The sequence below is a fragment of the Enterococcus sp. DIV1368f genome, assembly GCF_051712245.1.
Lineage (GTDB): Bacteria > Bacillota > Bacilli > Lactobacillales > Enterococcaceae > Enterococcus > Enterococcus faecalis.
This window is the reverse complement of sequence record NZ_JBIOON010000001.1, coordinates 1,729,784-1,754,138: the sequence shown is the minus strand read 5'-3', so window position 1 is coordinate 1,754,138 and position 24,355 is coordinate 1,729,784. Positions and strand designations below refer to the sequence as shown.

Annotated in this window: 25 protein-coding genes; 22 read left to right on the top strand and 3 right to left on the bottom strand. The window is 38.0% G+C overall.

The features are described from left to right. Positions 1–53: 53 nt before the first annotated feature. Positions 54–1,331 carry a replication-associated recombination protein A gene (locus tag IGL07_RS08690; protein WP_002360030.1) on the bottom strand — a complete coding sequence of 426 codons (1,278 nt, stop codon included), beginning with the start codon at positions 1,329–1,331 and terminating at the stop codon, positions 54–56. Between the two features lie 128 nt (positions 1,332–1,459). Between IGL07_RS08690 and IGL07_RS08685 the strand changes: the two genes are divergently transcribed. The 22 genes from IGL07_RS08685 (at position 1,460) to IGL07_RS08580 (ending at position 23,320) form a co-directional block, all read left to right on the top strand. Next, on the top strand, positions 1,460–2,137 hold the full coding sequence (locus IGL07_RS08685) for a DNA-3-methyladenine glycosylase (protein WP_002377070.1): 678 nt from the start codon (positions 1,460–1,462) through the stop codon (positions 2,135–2,137). Beyond that, complete coding sequence (locus IGL07_RS08680) at positions 2,094–2,579, top strand: DUF3013 family protein (RefSeq protein ID WP_010817417.1); 486 nt, start codon at positions 2,094–2,096, stop codon at positions 2,577–2,579. The genes IGL07_RS08685 and IGL07_RS08680 overlap by 44 nt, the downstream gene beginning before the upstream one ends. A gap of 15 nt (positions 2,580–2,594) precedes the next feature. Then, positions 2,595–3,542: a 50S ribosomal protein L11 methyltransferase gene (gene prmA, locus IGL07_RS08675; RefSeq protein ID WP_002357075.1), complete on the top strand. Its 948-nt coding sequence runs from the start codon at positions 2,595–2,597 to the stop codon at positions 3,540–3,542. Between the two features lies 1 nt (position 3,543). Continuing rightward, on the top strand, positions 3,544–4,296 hold the full coding sequence (locus IGL07_RS08670) for a 16S rRNA (uracil(1498)-N(3))-methyltransferase (protein ID WP_010817416.1): 753 nt from the start codon (positions 3,544–3,546) through the stop codon (positions 4,294–4,296). 214 nt (positions 4,297–4,510) lie between these two features. Further along, entirely contained in the window at positions 4,511–6,724 is a 2,214-nt protein-coding gene (locus tag IGL07_RS08665) for a RelA/SpoT family protein (protein WP_002357079.1), read from the top strand. Positions 6,725–6,747: 23 nt separating this feature from the next. Then, positions 6,748–7,194, top strand: a complete 447-nt coding sequence (gene dtd, locus IGL07_RS08660; protein ID WP_002357080.1) for a D-aminoacyl-tRNA deacylase — start codon at positions 6,748–6,750, stop codon at positions 7,192–7,194. A gap of 139 nt (positions 7,195–7,333) precedes the next feature. Continuing rightward, positions 7,334–7,555, top strand: a complete 222-nt coding sequence (locus IGL07_RS08655) for a hypothetical protein (RefSeq protein ID WP_002383130.1) — start codon at positions 7,334–7,336, stop codon at positions 7,553–7,555. After that, positions 7,552–8,853 carry a histidine--tRNA ligase gene (gene hisS, locus IGL07_RS08650; protein ID WP_002362049.1) on the top strand — a complete coding sequence of 434 codons (1,302 nt, stop codon included), beginning with the start codon at positions 7,552–7,554 and terminating at the stop codon, positions 8,851–8,853. Before IGL07_RS08655 ends, hisS begins: the two co-directional genes overlap by 4 nt. 17 nt (positions 8,854–8,870) lie before the next feature. After that, a complete protein-coding gene (aspS, locus tag IGL07_RS08645) occupies positions 8,871–10,640 on the top strand; it encodes an aspartate--tRNA ligase (RefSeq protein WP_002360034.1) in 1,770 nt (589 codons plus the stop codon). A 153-nt stretch (positions 10,641–10,793) separates the two neighbouring features. Beyond that, on the top strand, positions 10,794–11,630 hold the full coding sequence (locus tag IGL07_RS08640) for a bifunctional hydroxymethylpyrimidine kinase/phosphomethylpyrimidine kinase (RefSeq protein ID WP_002385835.1): 837 nt from the start codon (positions 10,794–10,796) through the stop codon (positions 11,628–11,630). Next, entirely contained in the window at positions 11,614–12,120 is a 507-nt protein-coding gene (locus IGL07_RS08635) for an ECF transporter S component (RefSeq protein ID WP_002395212.1), read from the top strand. The genes IGL07_RS08640 and IGL07_RS08635 overlap by 17 nt, the downstream gene beginning before the upstream one ends. Continuing rightward, positions 12,117–12,686, top strand: a complete 570-nt coding sequence (locus IGL07_RS08630) for a TIGR01440 family protein (protein ID WP_002365825.1) — start codon at positions 12,117–12,119, stop codon at positions 12,684–12,686. The genes IGL07_RS08635 and IGL07_RS08630 overlap by 4 nt, the downstream gene beginning before the upstream one ends. A 142-nt stretch (positions 12,687–12,828) precedes the next feature. Next, positions 12,829–13,707, top strand: a complete 879-nt coding sequence (locus IGL07_RS08625; protein WP_002357090.1) for a YitT family protein — start codon at positions 12,829–12,831, stop codon at positions 13,705–13,707. A gap of 419 nt (positions 13,708–14,126) precedes the next feature. Next, positions 14,127–15,164 carry a sugar-binding transcriptional regulator gene (locus IGL07_RS08620; RefSeq protein ID WP_002357092.1) on the top strand — a complete coding sequence of 346 codons (1,038 nt, stop codon included), beginning with the start codon at positions 14,127–14,129 and terminating at the stop codon, positions 15,162–15,164. Between the two features lie 39 nt (positions 15,165–15,203). Continuing rightward, positions 15,204–16,205, top strand: coding sequence for a type I glyceraldehyde-3-phosphate dehydrogenase (gap, locus tag IGL07_RS08615; RefSeq protein ID WP_002357093.1), 1,002 nt, complete (start codon positions 15,204–15,206; stop codon positions 16,203–16,205). 126 nt (positions 16,206–16,331) lie between these two features. Next, positions 16,332–17,525, top strand: a complete 1,194-nt coding sequence (locus IGL07_RS08610) for a phosphoglycerate kinase (protein ID WP_002357094.1) — start codon at positions 16,332–16,334, stop codon at positions 17,523–17,525. A 48-nt stretch (positions 17,526–17,573) separates the two neighbouring features. Beyond that, positions 17,574–18,329, top strand: a complete 756-nt coding sequence (gene tpiA, locus IGL07_RS08605; RefSeq protein WP_002362045.1) for a triose-phosphate isomerase — start codon at positions 17,574–17,576, stop codon at positions 18,327–18,329. A gap of 131 nt (positions 18,330–18,460) precedes the next feature. After that, positions 18,461–19,759, top strand: coding sequence for a phosphopyruvate hydratase (gene eno, locus IGL07_RS08600; protein ID WP_002357098.1), 1,299 nt, complete (start codon positions 18,461–18,463; stop codon positions 19,757–19,759). A 353-nt stretch (positions 19,760–20,112) separates the two neighbouring features. Beyond that, complete coding sequence (locus tag IGL07_RS08595; protein WP_010817415.1) at positions 20,113–20,937, top strand: toll/interleukin-1 receptor domain-containing protein; 825 nt, start codon at positions 20,113–20,115, stop codon at positions 20,935–20,937. Positions 20,938–20,953: 16 nt separating this feature from the next. Next, positions 20,954–22,315: a deoxyguanosinetriphosphate triphosphohydrolase gene (locus IGL07_RS08590; protein ID WP_010817414.1), complete on the top strand. Its 1,362-nt coding sequence runs from the start codon at positions 20,954–20,956 to the stop codon at positions 22,313–22,315. A 211-nt stretch (positions 22,316–22,526) separates the two neighbouring features. Further along, positions 22,527–22,742 carry a hypothetical protein gene (locus IGL07_RS08585; RefSeq protein ID WP_002357102.1) on the top strand — a complete coding sequence of 72 codons (216 nt, stop codon included), beginning with the start codon at positions 22,527–22,529 and terminating at the stop codon, positions 22,740–22,742. Between the two features lie 227 nt (positions 22,743–22,969). Then, positions 22,970–23,320 carry a DUF2200 domain-containing protein gene (locus IGL07_RS08580; RefSeq protein WP_195526142.1) on the top strand — a complete coding sequence of 117 codons (351 nt, stop codon included), beginning with the start codon at positions 22,970–22,972 and terminating at the stop codon, positions 23,318–23,320. Between the two features lie 199 nt (positions 23,321–23,519). Here IGL07_RS08580 and IGL07_RS08575 read toward each other — a convergent pair whose 3' ends face one another. Continuing rightward, on the bottom strand, positions 23,520–23,879 hold the full coding sequence (locus tag IGL07_RS08575; protein ID WP_002364154.1) for an iron chaperone: 360 nt from the start codon (positions 23,877–23,879) through the stop codon (positions 23,520–23,522). A gap of 150 nt (positions 23,880–24,029) precedes the next feature. Further along, positions 24,030–24,179: a hypothetical protein gene (locus IGL07_RS08570; RefSeq protein WP_002357118.1), complete on the bottom strand. Its 150-nt coding sequence runs from the start codon at positions 24,177–24,179 to the stop codon at positions 24,030–24,032. Positions 24,180–24,355 lie beyond the last annotated feature (176 nt).

The window sequence follows — 24,355 nt, the reverse complement described above, 5'->3', positions numbered from 1 at the left end:
TCTCTCAAAATCGGCAACGAGATTGTTTCTTTTTTTGAAAGCGTATTATTTTGTTATTTTTTCTGTTTCCATTCTTGGATACGCTTGAGTTGCTGATGTAAGGCTTGTTCATATTTACCAATATCAATCGGTTCGTAATAACGTGCCTCTTTTAATTTGTCAGGTAAGTATTGCTGATTGACCCAACCGTTTTCAAAATTATGTGGGTATTGATAACCAATACCACGGTTTAATTCTTTGGCTCCAGCATAGTGAGCATCACGCAAATGATCAGGAACGTCTCCCACAGAGCCTTGTCGAATATCTGCTAAAGCAGCATCAATCGCTGTGACTGCAGAATTTGATTTTGGCGATAAACATAAATCAATGACGACACTGGCTAGAGGAATCCTAGCTTCTGGAAACCCTAGCTTTTCGGCGGCTTGAACAGCGGTGACTGTCCGAGCGGCGGCCGCAGGATTCCCAAGACCGATATCCTCGTAAGCAATGACCATTAAACGACGACAAATAATCGGTAAATCACCTGCTTCAACTAAGCGACCCAAATAATGAAGTGCAGCATCTACATCGCTTCCTCGAATTGACTTTTGGAAAGCGGAAATCACGTCATAATGGGCATCGCCATCTTTATCATGGGTTAAGGCTTTTCGTTGCACGCACTCTTCAATAATCGGTAAGGTGATCTTAATTTCGCCTTGTTCATTTTTGGGTGTTGATTTAACAGCTAATTCTAGTCCATTTAGCGCACTACGTAAGTCACCGTTCGTTGCGCGTGTCAAATGTTGTAATGCTTTTTCTTCTAAGTGGACGGGATAATCACCTAAGCCACGTGTGCTATCGGTTAAGGCTTCTTGAATCGCTTGCTGAATGTCTGTTTCTGTTAAGGGCTTTACTTCAAAAATTTGCGTGCGACTACGAATCGCAGGGTTAATTGTAATATATGGATTTTCGGTAGTGGCTCCAATCATAATAATTCGTCCGTTTTCTAAATGAGGGAGCAAAAAATCTTGTTTTGTTTTATCTAATCGGTGAATTTCATCAAGCAGTAAAATCACTGTGCCACTCATTTTGGCTTCTTCAGCAACGATTTGTAAATCTTTTTTAGTGTCTGTGGCCGCGTTCAACATGCGAAAGGCATAATTTGTTGAACCAGCGATTGCGCTGGCAATACTGGTTTTTCCAGTGCCAGGCGGCCCATAAAGAATCATCGATGAAAGCATTTTGGCTTCGACCATCCGACGAATAATTTTACCAGGGCCGACTAAATGTTGTTGACCAACTACTTCGTCTAAGTGACGAGGTCGCATTCGATAGGCTAAAGGTTGTTGCATAAAAGGACCTCCTTTTTCATAATCATCTTATTATAACATAAAGAACGTACATTCGCTTTTTGGTGGTTTTTTGGGTTTTAGATGGATATAGCGGAAGGTTTCGTGTATGATAGGGAGTGGTGAAAGAAATGAAAGAAACGATAAATATCTTTAACAAAAAAACAACTGAAGAAGTGGCACAATACTTGTTAGGGATGTATTTAGAGCACGAAACAGCAACAGGCGTTTTAGGTGGGTACATTGTGGATGCAGAAGCTTATTTAGGTCCTGGTGATGAGGCGGCCCATAGCTTTGGCTTGAGAAAAACGCCACGCTTACAAGCCATGTATGACAAACCAGGCACGATTTATTTATATACTATGCACACGCATTTAATTTTAAATATGGTGACACAAGAACAAGGCAAACCACAAGGGGTGATGATCCGCGCGATTGAACCTGTTGAAGGTGTCGACAAAATGATTGAAAATCGCCAAGGACGTCAAGGCGTGGAATTGACCAATGGACCAGGTAAATTAGTTGCAGCCTTAGGAATTGATAAGCAATTATATGGGCAGTCGATTTTTTCTAGTTCGTTACGGCTCGTGCCAGAAAAACGAAAATTTCCGAAAAAAATTGAGGCACTACCACGAATTGGAATTCCCAATAAAGGTCGTTGGACAGAGTTGCCTTTAAGATACGTCGTGGCTGGCAATCCATATATTTCTAAACAAAAAAGAACAGCAGTAGACCAAATAGATTTTGGCTGGAAGGATGAAGAAAATGAAAAAAGCAACAATGCTCACATACTTAGAGGAACAACTTGAAAAACACTTAGCAGATTACGAAGTAGGACTTGATTGGGATCGTAAAAACCATACCATCGAAGTTATTGTTCGTTTATATGCAGAAAACAATGAGCAAGTGGCAATTGATGATGTTGATGGTACGCTTTCAGAAGAAGCATTTATTGAATTTGAAGATGGCTTGTTATTTTACAATCCGCAAAAGTCTGTCGTTGATGACGAAGATTATTTAGTCACAATTCCTTATGAAGGAAAGAAAGGGCTACGCAAAGCAGTTTTAGACGGATTCATTCACTATTTAAAAGTGGTTTTAGATGAAGGGCAAAGTGATTTGTTAGACTTTTTATCAGATGAAACAGCGGAAGTTTTTGAATTGCATTGGGAGCCAGCAGATTTTGAAGCGATGATTAAAAAAGTGGCAGAAACAGAAAAAGAACAATGGATTGCGTATCCAAGTTATTAATTTAGAGGTGAGAACATGAAGTGGACAGAAGTAAAAGTAGAAACGGCTAGCGAAGCAGTTGAAGCAATTTCAAACATTATGATGGAAGCTGGCGCAAGTGGCGTGGCCATTGAAGATGCGTTGGACATTGAAAATTTTGAAAGTGATCTGTATGGGGAAATTTTAGATAAAGAGCAATTCACCCACATTAAAGAAGGGGCGATTGTGATGGCTTATTTTCCTGAAACAACCTTCTTACCAGAAATTTTACCATTTATGAAAGAAAATATTTTACGCTTGCCTGAGTACGGCTTATCCATTGGTAAAAACGAAATGACAATTAGTGAAGTAGCAGAAAGCGACTGGGCAACAGCTTGGAAAAAATATTATCATCCTGTCCGTGTCACACGATTCTTAACGATTGTGCCAAGTTGGGAAGCCTATCACGCACAAGATGAAGCAGAAAAAATTATCACATTGGATCCGGGGATGGCGTTCGGTACAGGCACGCATCCAACGACTCGTTTAACCTTGCAAGCTTTAGAAACTGTTTTACGTGGTGGCGAAACAGTTCTAGATGTAGGAACGGGTTCTGGTGTTTTGAGTATTGCAAGTCGCTATTTAGGGGCTAAAGACGTCTACGCATATGATTTAGATGAAGTAGCAGTTGCAGCGGCAAAAGAAAATATGGATTTAAATCCCATTGCGGCCGATGTTCATGTGTCAGCCAATGATTTACTAAAAGGGATTGACCATTCTGCTGATGTAATCGTCGCAAATATTTTGGCAGATATTATTGTGTTAATGATTGAAGATGCTTGGCGTTTGCTAAAACAAGACGGTACCTTCATTATTTCTGGAATTATTGAAGATAAAAAAGCAATGGTTTTAGAAGCACTAACGAAAGTCGGTTTTGTGGTGGACCAACTCTTTAATCAAGGCGATTGGTATGCGATTATCTTGAAGAAACCAGAGGAAGAGTAAAATGCAACGGTATTTCATGAAAGAAGATTATCAAGAAAAAGATTTGTATAAAGTCGCAGATGAAAACTATCATCATATTGTGCGAGTTATGCGAATGACACCGAATGATCGTTGTTATTTAGTATTTCAAAATAAAACTGCCATTTTAGCTGAGATTGTGGAAATTGATTCAACATCTGTTTACTTTAAAGAAATTAGTAAAGAAGAAATGGACAAAGAATTGCCAATTGAAGTGACGATTGCGTGTGGATTACCAAAAGGGGACAAGTTAGAATGGATTGTTCAAAAAGGCACGGAGCTAGGTGGCAATCAGTTTATCGGCTTTCCTGCGAAAACTTCCGTTGTCAAATGGGACCACAAAAAAAGAGCAGCCAAAGAAAAAAGATTACAAAAAATTGCTACAGAAGCGGCGGAGCAATCGCATCGGCAGCAGACACCAAATGTTTCTTTGGTGGAAAAAACACAAGAAATCATTGCGCAATTTGACTCATATGACACAGTCTTGGTTGCGTATGAAGAATCAGCAAAACAAGGAGAAAAAAGTCAATTAGCACAAGTATTATCCACTTGCCAGCCAGGCGCACGTTTGTGTGTGCTCTTTGGACCTGAAGGTGGCTTTGCACCGCAAGAAATTGAACAATTTCTGCAGTCTGGGGCGAAACTTTGCGGGTTGGGTCCGAGAATTTTACGAGCAGAAACAGCACCGTTGTATCTTTTAAGTGCGGTTAGCTACCAAATGGAACTTTTAAATTAAACGAAAGACCGCCTGTAAAATTCTTGTAGGCATTCTCTTTGAATAAACAGAGAGTAAAAAAGCGACAGTGATTGAAATTTAAGGGAAATTTAGTATAATAGAGTTGTTGAAAGTGCTACTGTTTCAAGTGGTACTTTTCTTTTTTATTAAAATAGATAAAACGTGAACGAAGTGTTCTTTATCCAAAGGTCACCTTCATAGAGGAGTGAATACCATGCCAAAAGAAGAAATACTGACAGGCCCAGCGGTCATCAAAATTGTAAGTACCTATATGGGACCAGAACATGTTGAGTTGGTTCAAAAAGCATTAACTTATGCTGAAAAAGCACACGAAGGTCAAGTCCGACAATCAGGTGAACCTTACATCATCCATCCGATTCAAGTGGCAGGCATTCTGGCTGAATTACATATGGATCCCCATACTGTAGCAACAGGATTTTTACATGATGTTGTCGAAGATACGGACGTAACACTGGACGATTTAAAAGAAGAATTTGGCGAAGACATCGCAATGTTAGTCGATGGCGTGACGAAACTAGGAAAAATTAAATATAAATCTCATGAAGAACAATTAGCCGAAAACCATCGGAAAATGTTATTGGCAATGGCGCAAGATTTACGGGTCATTATGGTGAAACTAGCCGATCGTTTGCACAATATGCGCACATTAAAACATTTACGTGAAGATAAGCAACGACGGATTGCACAAGAAACTTTAGAAATTTATGCGCCTTTAGCACATCGCTTAGGGATTAGTCGAATTAAATGGGAATTAGAAGATACGGCCTTACGTTATATTAACCCCAACCAATACTATCGAATTGTTAATTTGATGCAAAGCAAACGCGATGAACGTGAAGCTTATGTGGCAGAAGCAGTCGAAGATATTCGTTTAGCTACGGAAGATTTAGAAATTTACGCAGAAATATATGGTCGACCAAAACATATTTATTCAATCTATCGTAAAATGAAGGACCAAAAGAAACAATTTAATGAAATCTATGACTTATTAGCCATTCGTGTTATTGTCGATTCCATTAAAGATTGCTATGCCGTGTTAGGGGCGATTCATACACGTTGGACACCAATGCCAGGTCGTTTTAAAGATTATATTGCTATGCCAAAAGCGAATATGTATCAATCTATCCATACGACAGTTATTGGGCCAAAAGGGAATCCAGTAGAGGTCCAAATTCGGACCCATGAGATGCACCAAATCGCCGAATTTGGGGTGGCGGCTCACTGGGCCTATAAAGAAGGCAAAGCGGAAAAAATTGAAACAGATGAACTGACGAAGCAAGTCGATTGGTTCCATGAAATTATTGAATTACAAGATGAAAGCTATGATGCTTCTGAATTTATGCAAGGTGTGAAAGAAGACATTTTTAGCGACAAAGTCTATGTCTTTACGCCAAGTGGAGATGTAACCGAACTGCCAAAAGGCTCCGGACCACTAGATTTTGCCTACAGCATTCATACTGAAATTGGGAATAAAACAACCGGTGCGAAGGTCAACGGCAAAATGGTACAGTTAGACTATGTCCTAAAAAATGGGGATATTATTGAAGTCTTAACATCACCGAATTCTTTCGGACCTAGTCGCGATTGGCTGAAAATGGTTAAAACAAGTAAAGCCAAAAATAAAATCAAACGTTTCTTTAAAGAACAAGACCGTGAAGATAACATTATTAAAGGGCATGATGCTGTCATTAAATACATGACAGAAATCGGCTTTACACCGAAAGAATTTTTAACGAAGAATAAAATGGCGGAAGTGCTAGATAAATTCAAATTTCAAACGGAAGATGATTTATTTGCGGCAGTAGGTTATGGCGAAGTAAGTGCGCAAGTAGTGTGCAATCGTTTAACAGAAAAAGAACGCCGCGAACAAGAGTTGGAACGCCAACGTCAAGAAGCAGAAGAGTTGTTAAATCAGCCAGCTAAAAAAGAATCAGAAAAAATGAAAGTTCGTCATGAAGGTGGCATCGTGATTCAAGGGGTGGACAACCTATTGATTCGTTTAAGCCGCTGTTGTAATCCAGTGCCTGGTGATGAAATCGTTGGTTACATTACCAAAGGACGGGGCGTTTCAATTCATCGTGCGGACTGTCCTAACGTACAACATCAAGAAGAACTAGCACAACGTCTAATTGAAGTTGAGTGGGAAGATACCGAGCACAGTCGCAAAGAATACGCTGCCGATTTGGAGATTTACGGCTATGATCGTAGTGGCTTACTAAGTGATGTTTTACAAGTCATTAGTTCGATGACAAAAAATTTAGTCGGCGTTGAAGCTCGTCCATCCAAAGATAAGATGGCCCAGATTCATGTTACTGTGAAAATTCAAAACCTTTCTCATTTAAAAACCATCGTTGACAAAATTAAAAGTGTACCAGATGTTTATAGTGTTCGTCGAACCAATGGGTAAGTGTTAAAAGTGAGGAAAAAAAGATGAAAGTAGTTATTCAAAGAGTCAGTCAAGCACAAGTTGCGATAGAAGAGCAAATAGTGGGACAAATCAAACAAGGCTTCATGGTGCTGGTGGGCATTCATCAAGAAGACACGCCAGAAGATGTGGCTTATGTTGTTGGCAAAATCAGTAAATTGCGTGTTTTTGAAGATGACGAAGGAAAAATGAATCGCAGTATTCAAGAGATTGAAGGATCAATTTTGAGTATCTCTCAATTTACCCTCTATGCAAAAACTAAAAAAGGCAATCGTCCCAGTTTTATTGAAGCGGCTCGTCCAGATGTGGCGATTCCTTTGTATGAATTATTTAATCAACAATTAGAAGCAGAAGGAATAGCGGTAGCCACAGGAGAATTTGGCGCGGATATGCAAGTGTCGTTGACCAATGATGGTCCAGTAACCATTGTGATCGATACACGAGAAAAATAATTGATTTTCCTGTCGGAACCACTTGACTTTCTAAGAGAACTTTAGTAGTTTATAGGTAATATTAAAAATCTACGAAGGAACGAGTAAGTTTCATCTGTCTGCGAAGAGAGAGTTGCCGTGGCTGAGAGCAACTTCAACAGTGAAAGTGAAAGACATTCTGGAGATGGACGGAAGAAAAGCCGTCCCGTTACGAGCGTTAATCGTTGAGGAAAGAGTAAAATCTTTCAAAACTAGGTGGTACCGTGTAAAAGAGACTTTTACGCCCTTGTATGTTCAACATACAAGGGCTTTTTTCATTTTTAGAAAAAAGAAAATGGCGCACACATTTTTGTGGAATGATAGAAGGAGAGAAAGACAATGAGTTATCAAAAACCAAAAGGAACAAACGATATTTTGCCAGGAACTTCTGAAAAATGGCAATTTGTGGAAGAAACAGCTCGTTTGATTTTTAAAGATTATCAATACCAAGAAATCAGAACCCCGATTTTTGAACATTATGAAGTAATATCTCGCAGTGTTGGCGATACTACAGATATTGTTTCAAAAGAAATGTATGATTTTTATGATAAAGGAGATCGTCACGTGACGCTACGTCCTGAGGGGACAGCGCCAATTGTTCGGGCCTTCGTTGAAAATAAATTATATGGTCCGGAATATACGAAACCGTATAAAACCTATTACATGGGGCCGATGTTCCGCTATGAACGCCCACAAGCTGGTCGTTTGCGTCAATTCCATCAAATTGGTGTGGAAGCATTTGGTAGTGAAAACCCAGCATTGGATGTTGAAATTATGGCTATGGCTTTGGACTTCTTCAAACAATTAGGCATCCAACAAATCAAATTAGTCATTAATTCCTTAGGGGATAAAGAAACACGTGCTACGTACCGTCAAGCATTAATTGATTATTTAGAGCCCCATATGGCAGAATTAAGCGAGGATTCACAACGTCGCTTACACGAAAATCCATTGCGGGTGTTAGACAGCAAAGATAAAAAAGACAAGGTGATTGTCGCGGAAGCGCCCTCCATTTTAGATTATTTAAATGAACCATCTAAAGCACATTTTGAAGCAGTAACTGATATGTTAGATTTACTAGAAATTCCTTATGAAATTGATAGTAATATGGTTCGCGGCTTGGATTATTATACACACACAATTTTTGAAATTATGAGTGAAGCGCCTAAAATGGGTGCGCAATCAACTATTTGTGCAGGGGGCCGATACAATGGTTTAGTTGAAGAATTAGGCGGCCCAGATACACCAGGCTTTGGTTTTGGTATGGGCATTGAACGAGTGTTGTTAACAATGGAAGCTGAAGAAGTTGTGATTCCAGCGTTATCTGAATTAGACGCATATGTGGTTGGCATTGGTTCAGAAACCAACGTCGCAGCTTTACAACTTGTTCAAAGCATTCGTAACTTTGGTTTCTCAGCTGATCGTGATTACATGAATCGCAAACCAAAAGCGCAATTTAAAACGGCCGATAAATTACAAGCAAAATTAGTTTTAACAATCGGTGAAAATGAATTGAATGAAGGCATTGTCAACGTAAAATCAATGGCAACACGCGAAGAAAAAGCCTTCCCGTTAAGTGCTATTCATGATTCATTTGATGAAGTGTATGACGAAATGATGACAAAAATGATTGAAGAATAAAAAGGAGAGATTGAGAAATGGCAAAACGCACAACCTATTGCGGCAATGTATCTGCCGAATTTATTGAAAAAGAAGTTGTATTAAAAGGATGGGTTCAAAAACGTCGTGACTTAGGAGGCGTTATCTTTATTGATTTACGTGACCGTGAAGGAATCGTCCAAGTGGTCTTTAACCCAGAAAAGTCAAAAGAAGCATGGGAAATTGCTGATAAATGTCGTAGTGAATACGTCATCGAAGTTAAAGGTCAAGTCGTTTATCGTGATAAAGAAGCGATTAATCCCAAAATGAAAACTGGCGAGTTTGAAGTGATGGCGACTGACATTACGATTTTAAATACTGCGAAAACAACGCCATTTACCATTGAAGATGACAATAACGTTAATGACGAATTGCGCATGAAATATCGTTATTTAGATTTACGTCGTCCATCAATGACAAACAACATTAAATTACGTCACCAAGTAACGAAAACAATCCGTCACTATTTAGATAATCATGACTTTTTAGACATTGAAACTCCTTATTTAGGCAAATCAACACCAGAAGGCGCTCGCGATTATTTGGTTCCTTCTCGTGTCCATGCCGGTCATTTTTATGCTTTACCACAATCACCACAACTCTTTAAACAATTATTAATGGGGGCAGGCTTCGATCGCTATTACCAAATCGTTCGTTGTTTCCGTGATGAAGATTTACGAGGCGACCGTCAACCAGAATTTACACAAATCGATATCGAAACGACCTTTTTAACACCAGAAGAAATTCAAACATATACAGAAAATATGTTGGCTGAAGTGATGAAAGAGACAAAAGGAATTGAGATTTCTGTTCCGTTTCCACGAATGAGCTATGACGAAGCAATGGCACGCTATGGTAGCGATAAACCTGACACTCGTTTTGCTATGGAATTAATTGATGTCGCAGATGTAGTGAAAGACGTAGACTTTAAAGTTTTCCAAGCAGCGTTGGAAAATGGCGGACATGTGAAGGCTTTGAATGCAAAAGGCGCCGCAGATAAGTATTCTCGTAAAGACATGGATAACTTAGGTAAGTATGTGAGTCAATTTGGCGCAAAAGGCTTAGCTTGGTTAAAAGTTGAAGAAGATGGCTTAAAAGGACCGATTGCTAAATTCTTAACAGAAGTTAGTGATGAATTAATTGCTGCTACCAATGCAGAAGTCGGTGATATTTTAATGTTTGGTGCCGATAAACCTGAAATCGTAGCCGCTGCTTTAGGTGCGGTACGTACACGTTTAGGTAAAGAATTAGGTTTAATTGATGAATCGAAATTCAATTTCTTGTGGATTGTGGATTGGCCGTTGTTTGAATATGATGAAGAAGCTGGTCGCTATGTTTCTGCTCATCATCCATTTACACAACCAAAAGCAGAGGATGTGGCCCGCTTAGCAACAGACCCAGCCTCTGTGTATGCTGAAGCTTACGATGTTGTCTTAAACGGCTACGAATTAGGCGGTGGCTCATTACGGATCCATACACGAGAATTACAAGAAAAAATGTTTGAAACGTTAGGTTTTACAAAAGAAGAAGCACAAGACCAATTTGGTTTCTTGCTAGACGCATTAGATTATGGCTTCCCGCCACATGGAGGGATTGCTTTAGGGCTAGACCGCTTAGCAATGCTATTGGCTGGGGAAGAAAATATTCGTGAAGTGATTGCCTTCCCTAAAAACGGGAAAGCAATTGACCCAATGAACAACGCACCAAGTTTAGTTTCTCCATTACAATTGTTTGAATTAAACATTGATGTAACAGCCATTGACGAATAAGTATTAAATCCAAAGAAAGAGTGACTTCATTGACGGATGAGGTCACTCTTTCTTTGGGAAGGAAAAAGATAACGAAAGACTTAAAAAGTGGCTGAGCTAAAAATCTGCCAATTGGCTGTTTTTTCTTTTTAGAAAACTTTGTATGATAACTGAGTGTATAAAGGAGCGAAACAAATGACAAAAATAATTTTAACAATTGGCGGTTCCGATCCTTTTTCAGGTGGCGGGATTCAAACAGATTTAAAAACGTTTGAAAATCATCAAGTCTTTGGTTTATCAACTTTAACTTGCCTTGCTACAGCCCCCAAGAATCATTTTCAGATTCATGACCTTGAGACTTCTTTGGTGAAAGAGCAACTCGCTTCCATACCTGCCGGGAGTTTAGATGGCATCAAGATTGGCTTGATTCACAGTGAAGAAAGTATGTTACAAATTGCAACCTTTTTGAAAAAGCATGCAGGTCTGCCGGTGGTGTTGGATCCTGTCTTGGCATTTAAAGAAACGACTTCAGTTTATGAAAAAAGATACATGCAGTTATTGATTGAAAAACTTTTTCCATTCGCAACGATTATAACGCCTAATTTAAAAGAAGCAGAATTACTCATTGGCAGAAAATTAACAACCGTCGAAGAAGTTCAACAAGCGGCGGAAGAGTTAAACTCTTTAGGAGCGGCAACGGTGGTGATTAAAGGTGGTAATCGTTGGCTTGGCCAAGAAGCACGTGACTTTTTTTATGATGGACAACAACATATTCAATTGGTCAAAGAAAAAGTAATGGCCCACACCATTGATGGCGCTGGTTGTTCCTTTGCCTCTGCAATTGGTGCGAATTTAGTTAAAGGATATCCGTTAATTGAAGCAGTTGATTTAGCAAAAACATACGTTCATGAAGCCATTGTTTCTGGAGTCCAGCTAAATGCAGCTTTTGGAAGTGTGTGGCATGAAGGATTACTAGCAGGAGGTGTGGCGGATAATGACAAGAAAAATTAGTCTATATGCAGTAATTACCGCTTTAACAGTGGCTGTGTCAATGGTCTTTATTATCCCCGTCCCAGCAACAAATGGCTTTGTTACATTGGCGGATGCAGGGATTTACATTGCTAGTTTACTTTTTGGTCCGATTGGTGGCTTGACAGTCGGAGCTTTAAGCGGTGGTTTAATTGATTTATTGTCAGGCTATCCACAATGGTTCGTTTTTTCGTTATTGATTCATGGCGGACAAGGTTGGTTAGCAGGGCACTTCTTTAATAAAAGTAAAAAGATGCAAACGCTAGGATTACTTTTAGCCAGTCTCCTTATGATTAGCGGGTATGCTTTAGCGACTAGCTGGCTTTACGGCGTGGGTGCGGGGATTGCCTCTTTACCAGGGAATATCATTCAATCCTTATTTGGGGTGATTGTAGCATTGCCTCTTAGTCAAACATTAAAACGTGTGTTACCAAAAAATGGTCGTTTAGAAGAAAGAAGGATGAACAAATGACTATCGATGAAAAAATGTTAAAAGAACAGTTAGTGACAATTACAGAAGAAGTCATTACAGCAGGAAATTTACAAAAAGGGGACCTATTTGTTTTAGGTTGTACCACCAGTGAGGTGGTAGGTGGCGTCATTGGTAAAAATTCCAGTGCCGAAGTAGGACAATGGATTGTCTCAACCTTAATTGAACAATTAGACAAAAAAGGCATCTCTTTGGCTGTCCAAGGATGCGAACATATTAATCGTGCTTTAGCGATGGAACGTCGTGTGGCTGAAGAAAAAGGCTTTGAAATTGTCTCGGTAGTACCACAATTACATGCTGGCGGTTCTTGTTCAGTGGCTGCCTTTGAAAAATTTGATGAACCTGTGGAAGTGGAGCATATTGTTGCTCAAGCAGGGATTGACATTGGCGATACATCTATCGGTATGCATGTAAAACATGTGCAAGTTCCTCTTCGCTTGAGCATTCGAACGTTAGGTGCGGCTCATGTTACAGCATTATATTCTCGTCCTAAATATATTGGTGGACCAAGAGCCCATTATGAAACAACCCAAGAACGAAATCGTTAAGATTTCGTTCTTTTTTCATTTCTATAAACATTTGATGAATCTTCCGTAATTATTATAGGAATCTCTTTTTTTCTCTCGGTAAACCACGTATAATATGAAAAGAAATGTAATTTATTGAAAACCTGAAACGAGGCTATTATTTATGAAAAAAATTTATGACGGACTGCCAGTTCATGACTATACAACAAAATTTTCTGTGTCGATTGTCTATGCTATTCTTGCATCAATTGCCATGAACTTTTTCTATCAACCAGGAAATATTTATTCCAGTGGCTTAACAGGCTTGGCACAAATTTTAACAACCCTCTCAACAAAAATTGTCGGTTTTAATGTGCCTGTCTCCATTACATTGTATCTGTTAAATGTGCCGTTATTCTTTATTGCGTGGAAAAAAATAGGTAAGAAGTTTACAATTTTTACTTTCATTACCGTGACTTTAACTTCATTATTTATGCATATTGTTCCGCAAACGGTGATGACCCAAGATCCAATTATCTGTGCTATTTTTGGTGGGGCGATTTCTGGATCAGGAATTGGTTTTGTCTTAAAAAACGGGGTTTCTTCTGGGGGCTTAGATATTCTAAGCATTACCATTCGGAAAAAAACGGGGCGTTCAGTTGGCTCGATTTCAATTTATTTTAACGCACTAATTGTCTTCGTTGCAGGTTATTTATTTGGCTGGCAGTACATGTTCTACAGTGCGTTATCAATTTTTGTAAGTGGGAAGGTCACAGATGCTGTTTATACTAAGCAAAAGAAAATGCAAGTTATGATTGTCACTAAAAACCCAGATCGAGTCGTGGATGAGATTCAAAAGAAAATGCGCCGTGGTATTACAATTATTCATGAAGCGGAAGGGGCATATCGCCACGACCGCCAAACTGTTTTGCTAACTATTGTGACACGCTTTGAGTTGCCAAGTTTAGAAGCAGCCATGAAAGAAAGTGATCCGAATGCCTTTGTCAGCATCTCAGATAATGTTAAAATTTTAGGACGTTTTTACGAAGAAGATTACAAATAAAAGGGTATGAAGCAACGAGAGAATGGCTGTGTCTATTCTTTCGTTGCTTTTTTTGAAAAATAAGTAAAAAATGCTTTGTGAGAGGACCTGAAATTCCCATTTAAACAAGAAGTTAATTGAAAGACGTTCGTGAATTCCTTTGCTTTTGGTTTAATTAGATCTAATTATTCGGAAATAAGTCGCTATTGTTTCTCACAAACGAATGCTTTGTTTGGATTTGAAAGAAAACGATGAAAAAAGAATCATTTTTATTGAAAAGACCCAAAAAAACTGGTACACTAAGTGTGTAATTGATAAGTACTTTTAATACTGTTATGAATAAATAGTAGGAAAAACGAACATCAATTCTATTTTTTTAAAGTTCATAGGTCGTTTTCAGTCTTACTTGGACATATTTCGACCCACAAAAGGAGCGCATCATGTTAAAAGAATTTAAAATGATTGAAGCAGTTGCTCCAGATATGCTCGATGTATTACAAGAAAGATTCCAAATTCTTCGCAATATTTATTGGATGCAACCTATTGGACGTAGAAGTTTATCAGAAACGATGGGAATTACAGAGCGAGTCTTGCGTACAGAAACAGATGTTTTAAAGCAACTCAACCTGATTGAACCTTCAAAAAGCGGGATGACATTAACAGAACGCGGTTTGGAAGTCTACCAAGGCTTAGAATTAGTCATGAATCAATTGCTTGGTATGCACCAAATCGAAAAAGAAATGACACAGTACTTTGGCATTCAACGTTGTATCGTTGTTGCAGGAGATAGTGATATCCAAAAGAAAGTTCTTTCGGACTTTGGAGATGTCTTAACCAATACGCTGAATTTACTCTTACCAAATGGTGAGAATACAATTGCGGTTATGGGTGGGACAACAATGGCCATGGTGGCCGAAAATATGGGATCACTAGAAACTGAAAAACGTCATAATTTGTTTGTTCCAGCCAGAGGAGGGATTGGTGAAGCAGTTTCTGTCCAAGCCAATTCAATTAGTGCTGTAATGGCCAACAAAACGGGTGGTAACTACCGGGCGTTATATGTCCCAGAACAATTGAGTCGTGAAACGTATAATAGTTTATTACAAGAACCCTCGATTCAAGAAGTTCTTACGTTAATTAGTCATGCCAACTGTGTGGTGCACAGTATTGGTCGAGCGTTGCACATGGCGGCACGCCGAAAAATGTCTGATGACGAAATGGTTATGCTCAAACAAAAAAATGCCGTGGCAGAATCGTTTGGTTATTTCTTTGATGAAGAAGGAAAAGTGGTCTATAAAATTCCACGAATTGGCCTTCAATTAAAAAACTTACAAGAAATTCCCTATGTCGTCGCAATTGCGGGCGGCAAAACGAAAGCCAAAGCCATTCGCGCATATATGAAAAATGCACCAAAACAAACGTGGCTCATCACAGATGAAGCTGCTGCAAACGAGATTTTAAAAGGGGTAACCCTTTAAAATAAAAAATTTTTGATTTTCATAAGGAGGAAATCTTTAATGACAGTTAAAGTAGGTATTAATGGATTTGGACGTATCGGACGCTTAGCTTTCCGTCGTATCCAAGATGTAGAAGGAATCGAAGTAGTTGCAATCAACGACTTAACAGATGCTAAAATGTTAGCACACTTGTTAAAATATGACACAACTCAAGGCCGTTTCAACGGTACAGTTGAAGTTCACGAAGGTTCATTCAACGTTAACGGCAAAGAAATCAAAGTTTTAGCTAACCGTAACCCTGAAGAATTACCATGGGGCGAATTAGGCGTAGACATCGTTTTAGAATGTACTGGTTTCTTTACTTCTAAAGAAGCTGCTGAAAAACATTTAACTGCTGGTGCAAAACGTGTAGTTATTTCAGCTCCTGGTGGTAACGATGTACCAACAATCGTTTACAACACAAACCATGAAACATTAACTGGAGAAGAAACTGTAATTTCAGGCGCTTCTTGTACTACAAACTGCTTAGCTCCAATGGCTAAAGCTTTACATGACAACTTTGGTGTTGTTGAAGGTTTAATGACAACTATCCACGCTTACACAGGTGACCAAATGACATTAGACGGACCACATCCTAAAGGCGACTTCCGTCGTGCGCGCGCTGCTGCTGCAAACATCGTACCTAACTCAACTGGTGCTGCTAAAGCAATCGGCTTAGTAATCCCAGAATTGAACGGTAAATTAGATGGCGCTGCTCAACGTGTTCCTGTAGCAACTGGTTCATTAACTGAATTAGTTACTGTATTAGACAAAGAAGTTACTGTTGATGAAGTGAATGCAGTAATGGAAAAAGCTGCTAACGAATCTTATGGTTATAACACAGACGAAATCGTTTCTTCTGATATCGTAGGTATGACTTACGGTTCATTATTCGATGCAACTCAAACAAAAGTTATGACAGTTGGCGACAAACAATTAGTTAAAACTGTTGCTTGGTATGACAACGAAATGTCATACACTGCTCAATTAGTTCGTACTTTAGAATACTTCGCTAACTTATAAGATTCATTCTTATCATTAGTGAAATTTGAACAATTGTGAAATAATAAGCGGGGAAGCAACGCGCTTCTCCGCTTTCTTTTTTTAAAAAAGAAAAATCCTAAAATTGACAATACAGGAGGTCTACTCATGGCTAAAAAGACAATTAAAGATGTAGATTTAAAAGACAAAAAAGTCCTTGTCCGTGTTGACTTTAACGTTCCGTTAAAAGATGGCGTGATCACAAACGATAATCGTATCGTAGCGGCTTTACCAACAATCAAATACGTGATTGAAAATGGCGGAAAAGCAATTCTTTTCTCTCATTTAGGTCGTGTAAAAACAGAAGAAGACAAAGCTGGCAAATCATTAAAACCAGTGGCTGAACGTTTAAGCGAATTACTAGGTCAACCAGTTACTTTTGTTCCAGAAACACGTGGTAAAGAATTAGAAGACGCTGTTAACAATATGAAAGACGGCGACGTTTTAGTATTTGAAAACACTCGTTTTGAAGATGTTGACGGCAAAAAAGAAAGCGGCAATGACGCTGAATTGGGTAAATACTGGGCTTCTTTAGGCGATGTATTTGTCAATGATGCTTTTGGTACTGCACACCGTGCACATGCCTCAAACGTTGGAATTGCTTCAACTGGTATCCCAACAGTTGCTGGTTTCTTAATGGAAAAAGAAATTAAATTCATCGGCGAAGCTGTTGAAAATCCAAAACGTCCATTCGTAGCAATCTTGGGTGGCGCAAAAGTTTCTGACAAAATCGCTGTCATTGAAAACCTAATTGAAAAAGCCGATAAAATTTTAATCGGTGGCGGTATGGCTTACACATTCATGAAAGCACAAGGCTATAGTGTTGGTTTATCTTTACTTGAAGAAGATAAAGTGGACTTAGCGAAAAGCTTAATGGAAAAAGCTGGCGACAAATTAGTTTTACCGGTTGATACAGTTGTCTCTAAAGAGTTCAGCAATGACGCTCCTTTCCACACGGTTCCTTCAACTGAAATCCCAGATGATGAAGAAGGCTTGGATATCGGTGAAAAAACAATTGAATTATTCGCTAACGAATTACAAGGTGCGAAAACAGTTGTTTGGAATGGTCCAATGGGCGTATTTGAAATGAGTAACTTTGCCAAAGGAACAATTGGTGTTTGTGAAGCGATTGCTAATTTAGAAGATGCAACAACAATCATTGGTGGCGGGGACTCTGCTGCTGCAGCAATTCAATTAGGCTACGAAAACAAATTCTCTCACATCTCAACAGGTGGCGGAGCAAGTTTAGAATTATTAGAAGGCAAAACTTTACCAGGTTTAGCTTCTATTAACGATAAATAATCAGTTTAAAAGACAATATTTTTAAAAAAAGAAAAGGATGTGCTTTTCATGCGCAAACCAATTATCGCTGGTAACTGGAAAATGAACAAAACTTTAAGCGAAGCACAAAGCTTTGCAGAAGCAGTAAAAAATGCTGTTCCATCAAACGACGTTGTTGACGCTGTGATTGGATCTCCAGCATTATTCTTAGCTCCTTTAGCTTGGAACCTAAAAGATTCTGAAGTGAAATTAGCTGCACAAAACTGCTACTGGGAAAACGCTGGTGCCTTCACTGGTGAAAACTCACCAGCTGCAATTGCAGATTTAGGTGTGAACTATGTGATTATCGGACACTCTGAACGTCGCGAATATTTCCACGAAACAGATGAAGATATCAATAAAAAAGCCAAAGCAATCTTTGCAAATGGTATGACACCAATCTTCTGTTGTGGTGAAACTTTAGAAACGTATGAAGCTGGTAAAACAGCGGAATGGATCGAAGGTCAAATCACTAACGGCTTAGTTGGTTTATCAAACGAACAAGTTGCTTCAATGGTTATCGCTTACGAACCAATCTGGGCAATCGGAACTGGTAAATCTGCAGATGCTAATATTGCAGATGAAATCTGTGGTGTTGTTCGTTCAACAGTTGAAAAATTATACGGCAAAGAAGTTTCTGAAGCTGTTCGTATTCAATACGGTGGTTCTGTTAAACCAGAAAACATCGCTGAATATATGGCAAAAGAAAACGTTGACGGTGCTTTAGTCGGCGGCGCAAGCTTAGAAGCAGACTCATTCCTAGCTTTATTAGATGCTGTAAAATAAGAAATCACTAACGGTAACGTTTTCTCAATGACTTTTGCAAAAAAATGTTTGCATAGTTTGCGAGAATTAACTACAATCATACATGAGGGAATCCCCTTAGTATAAATACAAACTCAAAGGAGAGACAAAACATGTCAATTATTACTGATATTTACGCACGCGAAGTCTTAGACTCACGCGGTAACCCAACAATCGAAGTAGAAGTTTACACTGAAAGCGGAGCTTTCGGCCGTGGAATGGTTCCTTCAGGAGCTTCAACTGGTGAATACGAAGCAGTTGAATTACGTGATGGCGACAAAGCTCGTTACTTAGGTAAAGGTGTTACTAAAGCTGTAGATAACGTAAACAACATCATTGCTGAAGCAATCATCGGTTACGATGTACGCGATCAAATGGCTATCGATAAAGCAATGATCGATTTAGATGGAACTCCTAACAAAGGTAAATTAGGTGCTAACGCTATTCTTGGTGTGTCTATCGCCGTAGCTCGTGCTGCTGCTGATTACCTAGAAGTGCCTTTATATCACTACTTAGGCGGATTCAATACAAAAGTATTACCAACTCCAATGATGAACATCATCAACGGTGGATCACATGCTGACAACAGTATTGACTTCCAAGAATTCATGATCATGCCTGTAGGTGCGCCTACATTCAAAGAAGCTTTACGTATGGGTGCAGAAGTATTCCACGCATTAGCTTCAATCTTAAAAGGTCGCGGCTTAGCTACTTCAGTAGGTGACGAAGGTGGTTTCGCTCCTAACTTAGGTTCAAACGAAGAAGGTTTTGAAGTAATCATCGAAGCTATCGAAAAAGCTGGCTATGTTCCTGGTAAAGACGTTGTTCTTGCTATGGATGCTGCTTCTTCAGAATTCTACGACAAAGAAAAAGGCGTTTACGTTTTAGCTGACTCAGGCGAAGGCGAAAAAACAACTGAAGAAATGATCGCGTTCTACGAAGAATTAGTTTCTAAATACCCAATCATTTCAATCGAAGACGGCTTAGACGAAAACGACTGGGACGGATTCAAAAAATTAACTGAAGTATTAGGCGACAAAGTTCAATTAGTTGGTGACGATTTATTCGTAACAAACACAACTAAATTAGCTGAAGGTATCGAAAAAGGTATCGCTAACTCAATCCTAATCAAAGTTAACCAAATCGGTACTTTAACTGAAACATTTGAAGCAATCGAAATGGCTAAAGAAGCTGGCTACACTGCAGTTGTATCTCACCGTTCTGGTGAAACAGAAGATTCAACAATCTCTGATATCGCTGTTGCAACAAACGCTGGCCAAATCAAAACTGGTTCATTAAGCCGTACTGACCGTATTGCTAAATACAACCAATTATTACGTATTGAAGATCAATTAGGCGATGTAGCTGAATACAAAGGCTTAAAATCTTTCTACAACTTAAAAAACAAATAATTCATTTAATGAATAACGCTTAAAGGGACAATTGGTTAATGAACCAATTCTCCTTATACTCGGACGTAAAAACACGCCTTTCTGCAAAGAAAGGCGTGTTTTTTTATATTTATAAAAATATTGAAAAAAATAGATTAGAAATAACTTCAACCGTACATCGCTCTATAATCACTTGTTTAAAAATAACAAAACATTAACAAAACAACATTATATAAAAATTTAATAAAACAAAATAATTGTTATTTTATAATTTTAGTATTGACTGGTTTCAGATAACGCTGTACGCTTAAAGAAATAGTATAGAATTTCACAAAAAAATGAAAACACAAATTTAACTTGGAGGATGTTGAGTAGTGAGCAACGGGAAAAAGATTTTTATTAGTCAAAGTTCAAAGGATCAAGAATATGTGGATGCGTTTATCCAATTGTTGAAAAAGTTTGGGTTTCGAACACAGGATATTTTTTATAGTTCCACTATTGAAACAGGTGTACAGCCAGGAGAATTAATTTTTGACAAGATTAAAAGGGAGCTAACCAATCAACCTGTCATGCTGTATTTTTTATCTGATCATTATTATCAGAGTATTCCATGTTTAAACGAAATGGGTGCTTCTTGGATGCTATCAGATAAACACTATCCAATTGCGTTAAATAATTTTTCTATGAAAGATATGAAAGGTGTTATTAGCAGCGAGCGTTTGGCGATTGCGTTTAATGACAAGACAAGTACTAATGAAATAAACTGCTTATTAAAAAAGTTATCTCATGACACAGATGTACAAGCTGAACCAGATTTTGAACTAAACGTTGAGAAAAATATTCAGCCATTCCAAAATAAACTGACACAACTAATTCGGCAAGCAAGTTATTTAAAACCTGATGAAAAGGGATATTTTGAAACGACTCTTAGCACTCATCGTCCTGTGTATGGCACAGCAAAAGGGGTGTATGACTGTTTTAAATTACCTAGCTTAATTGAGCCTAAAAGTTTAGGTTTAGACACGCTATCAGAGGATGAAAGCCATTGGCTATTCTTTTTTCTTACGTGGGGAACTTTTCAAGAAGGCGAAAAAGTGCGGTTTAAATTGAAAAAGGATAAGGCGTATAACAATCGGGAATTCAGTGATATTGGTAAATGTAAAAATATTTACGTCTCTTATTTAGAGAAGGTAGAGTAATTGGAGGAGGTAATAAATGAAAATGAATTGGCGTCAGTTGGTTGGTACATATCGTATTTCTGATAATGGTAAACAATATCAAAATGACTGGTTAAATAAGCAAGTTGATTTAGCCACAGAACTTCGTAAATCTTTTGATAGTGACTATCGTAGAGTAATTAAAAGTGATGCATTTAGACGTTTACAAGACAAAACACAAGTTTTTCCTTTAGAACGTAATGATTTTGTAAGAACGCGTTTAACGCATAGCTTAGAAGTGGCAATGCATAGCAGGGATATACTTAGATTAGTTATTTCACAGTTGAACGAACGAAACATTGAGGTTATGGAATTATCAGAATGCTATCGGTTGTTAGAAACAGCTGCATTAATCCATGATATTGGCAATCCCCCTTTTGGACATTTTGGGGAAGAAGCCATTCGTATTTGGTTTGAAAAAAATGGTCCTTTGTATGCTTGTTGGTCTGATTTTTCGGAGCAACAACAAAATGATTTTCTTAACTTTGAAGGCAACGCTCAAACCATCCGACTTTTAACAAAACTGCATCATGATAATGGGACTTCTAAAGCAGGAATGAAACTAACAGCCACGACATTAGATACAGTTATCAAATATACGGCATCTTCAGATCAATTAAATAAGCAACAGCTTTTGTCTAAAAAAGTTGGCTATTTTTACTCGGAAAAACAAGTGTTTAACGCCATTAAATTTGCGACAGGAACACAAAATAAGAGACACCCATTAGTCTTTTTGTTAGAAGCTTCAGATGATATCGCCTATACTTTTTCAGATATCGAAGATGCCTATAATTATGGTTTATACAGCTATCAAGATTTAAAGCAGTTTGTTGATGGGCAAACAGGAACAAAAAAATTTTTAATGTTAGAAAAAGATAAAACAGAAGAAGCTAGCTTACAAGAATTTTTGAGAAAGACACAAAGAGCTGTTTGTCAAAGCGTAGCGAAAAATTTTGCTAATCATTATGACTTAATTATGAGAGGTATCTATCATAATGAAATTATCATTGAAGATTGTGATGAAGTGAAATGCTTTCAGGCATTAAAAAACTTTTCTAGAGCCTATGTTTTTCAAACAAAAACAATTTTGGATCAAGAGGTATTGGGCTTCAATATCATCAATCGTTTACTAGATGAATTTGTTCCAGTCGTACTAAAATACGAAAAAGTTTCCATGAATAAGTATGAGGAGCGAATCTTTAATAATATTTCGGAAAGCGCGAAAGCGTTGTATAGAAGAGAAGCAAAGAACGCTACAGAAGCAGAAAAAGACTATTATCGTTTGAAAATGGCGGTAGATTTTGTATGTAATATGACGGATGGATATGCCAAAAAAGTTTATGATACATTATTCACTTAAAATTTGAGAAAAAGCTTCTCAGCGGTTGCCGCCGCTGAAGAAAACTAGTTCATTGCACAGGCTGATCGTTTCAGTAAAAATTTTAAAGATGCTAGTAATTTCACTGAAAATCGGGTACACTAAAATTAGCTAGTGTAACTAGCAAAAAAGGCAACTGGAATAGATAGGTTGTGCTGTCTATGAAGGGCTTTGTTTGTCAGGTGGTGCTGACATGCAAAGTGCCTTTTTTCTTTTTCTCAACATTTTAAGGACAAAAAACGATTGCAACATGTCACAATCGCTAACCTCGGAGAAAAAGGAATTTTTCTCCAATGGCCATTTCGATAACCTGTTGTGTGTTTCGAAACATTCAGAACGGTGGTGCGTTCTTTCAGTGCCTAATTATCCAATTCGTTTCTTGTTCCTCTATTTACAGTATACTGAATGAAAGCCTATTCTGCAATGATAGAATCAAGTTCCTGTGATTAAATAACATAAAAAATGGGCTCCTTATATAAAGAAAAATAACAAAAGAAATTTTTACTAGAAGAGTCAATTTTACTGCTTTTTAAATTTTTTACGGCACTTATTCTTTTAACATGGTATTAAAGTTTAAATTTAAGAGAAGTATAGTATAATGAGAAGGAGTTATTTTTTCAGAAAGTAGGAAAACCAATGACAAAACCGAAAATCTATACAATGACCTTTGCCAGTGTTTACCCGCTATACATCCAAAAAGCAGAACGTAAAAATCGAACGCAAGCGGAGGTTGACGAAATTATTTACTGGTTAACTGGTTATGATGAAAAAGGCTTGCAACAACAATTGGCTCAAAAAGTAACGATGGAAACATTTTTTGAAGAAGCACCCAATTTTAATGAAAACGCCCAATTGATCAAAGGCGTAATTTGTGGCTATCGCGTGGAAGAAATTGAAGATCCTTTAATGCAAAAAATCCGTTATCTAGATAAATTAATCGACGAATTGGCCAAGGGAAAAGCGATGGAAAAAAATTTAAGAACATGAAGAGGTCGGGACAGAAGTGTTTAACTCCGAGAACCAAGTAGGTACTGTTTAACATCTATTTGCTTTGCAAATAGTGTTTCTCAGCAATAAGAAGGAATTTCCGAAAATTGTTCTTTAATTTTTGGAGAATTTTGGCTTATTTCCGAAGGAGTTGCTTCTGTTCTCGCCGTTTATCAGTTTTTGAGCGTGGGACAAAAATTCAAAGTGATTTTTGTCCCACGCTCTTCATGTTTTCTTGTACACGGAATTTAACTATTTCCTGTATTAACGAAAGAGGTAACTCTTGCGTGTAGGGAAATTGAATGGCACCTTTCGAGGTTTTAAAAGGGCGTAATTCTTTGCTGAAACGTTGGATGGCTGATGGCGTAGGATAGAACCCTAAATGTTGCTTGGCCGCCGCAAAATGCACTAAATTGCCATTTAAGTAAAAGGTCGGCATTCCATAAGCGATTTTTTCAGTAGTCTCCTGAGGAACAACCGCTAAAATTGCTTGGTAGATTTCTGTTAACTGTGTTTGATGTTGGGGTTGCTGGCGAATATAGTTTGCAATGATGGTCATATAAAAACACCTCCGTTTGTTTCAGTATACTATGTAAAAAATAAAAGGCGAAGGAGATACAAAAAAACCGTCTAGTATTTTTTCTTTACTAAACGGCTTTTAGCTTAAATAACTACCTAAAGGGTCTTGCATGGAAATGTTTGTCACTCCTTAGTTTAATTGTTTTAAGTGTGCAATTGCTTCTTCAATTGTGTGACCAGTTGCTGTTTTACTTTCATTTTTTGCATCAAAAACAATGAAAATATTTTTGTCTGTGTCTAATTGAATACGGTATTGAATGTTTTTTACTTTGTAAGTCATAGTTATTCTCCTTTCATAAAGTACTCTAAAAAGGCGACGATAACTGATAACGAAATTCCATTGTTACTATACCACTGGAAAATTATTTTTGCAACAAATAACATTTTTTCTTTACCATTCCTTAGACTTCTTTGCTAGCTACTTCTTTACATTCTTTTTCAAGAAGCATAAAATAA